This window comes from Liquorilactobacillus vini DSM 20605, assembly GCF_000255495.1.
In the GTDB taxonomy this organism is placed as follows: Bacteria; Bacillota; Bacilli; order Lactobacillales; family Lactobacillaceae; genus Liquorilactobacillus; species Liquorilactobacillus vini.
The window spans coordinates 1-669 of sequence record NZ_AHYZ01000198.1; the positions used below are offsets into that span (position 1 = coordinate 1).

General features: G+C 34.7%; 1 protein-coding gene. It reads left to right on the forward strand.

Translation table 11 applies throughout. From position 1 onward, the window contains the following. Positions 1-669 (forward strand): IS21 family transposase (gene istA / locus ON15_RS10850; RefSeq protein WP_010581512.1); only part of this gene is annotated, 669 nt, incomplete at both ends.

The window sequence follows — 669 nt, forward strand, 5'->3', positions numbered from 1 at the left end:
TTCAAACGGAACAGTAAAAAGAAAAATAAGAAAAAGCAGAAAAAGTAAACTGGATGGTTTCAAAGATTTAATTGAAGCTAAGTATCAAGCAGGATGTTCAGCCAAAGCGATTTTTGATTTTATTTGTGATAAAGGATTTCAAGGAAAATATACAATCGTTAAAGATTACTGCAGGCACTACAAGAAAAAAGAAATCAAGAAAGCTACAACACGTGTTGAACATACAATTGGTCTTAGCGCCCAAGTTGATTGGAAGGAAAAAGTACTAATGCATGACAAAAATAACGTTGAACACATATTCAGCATTTTTCTTTATGTATTGCCATATTCAAAAAGAAAATTTATTAAATTGACACTTGACCAAAAACAAGATACCCTTTTTGAATGTTTGACCGAAGCTTTTCACTTTATGAAGGGTGTCCCAAAGGAAATTTGGTTTGATAATATGGCAACAGTAGTTGATCATCAAACAAGCACTTTTAATCATCACCATTTTAACGATCGTTTTCTTTCTTTTGCCCACGATGCAGGATTTCATCCAATTGCCTGTCGGCCATTCAGGCCTCAGACTAAGGGTTGTGTGGAAGCTTTGGCTCGCACAATGAACCGTCTTAAGCCCTACGATAGAGAATTTGAAACGTTGAATAATTTGGCAAGTTTTATTGATGA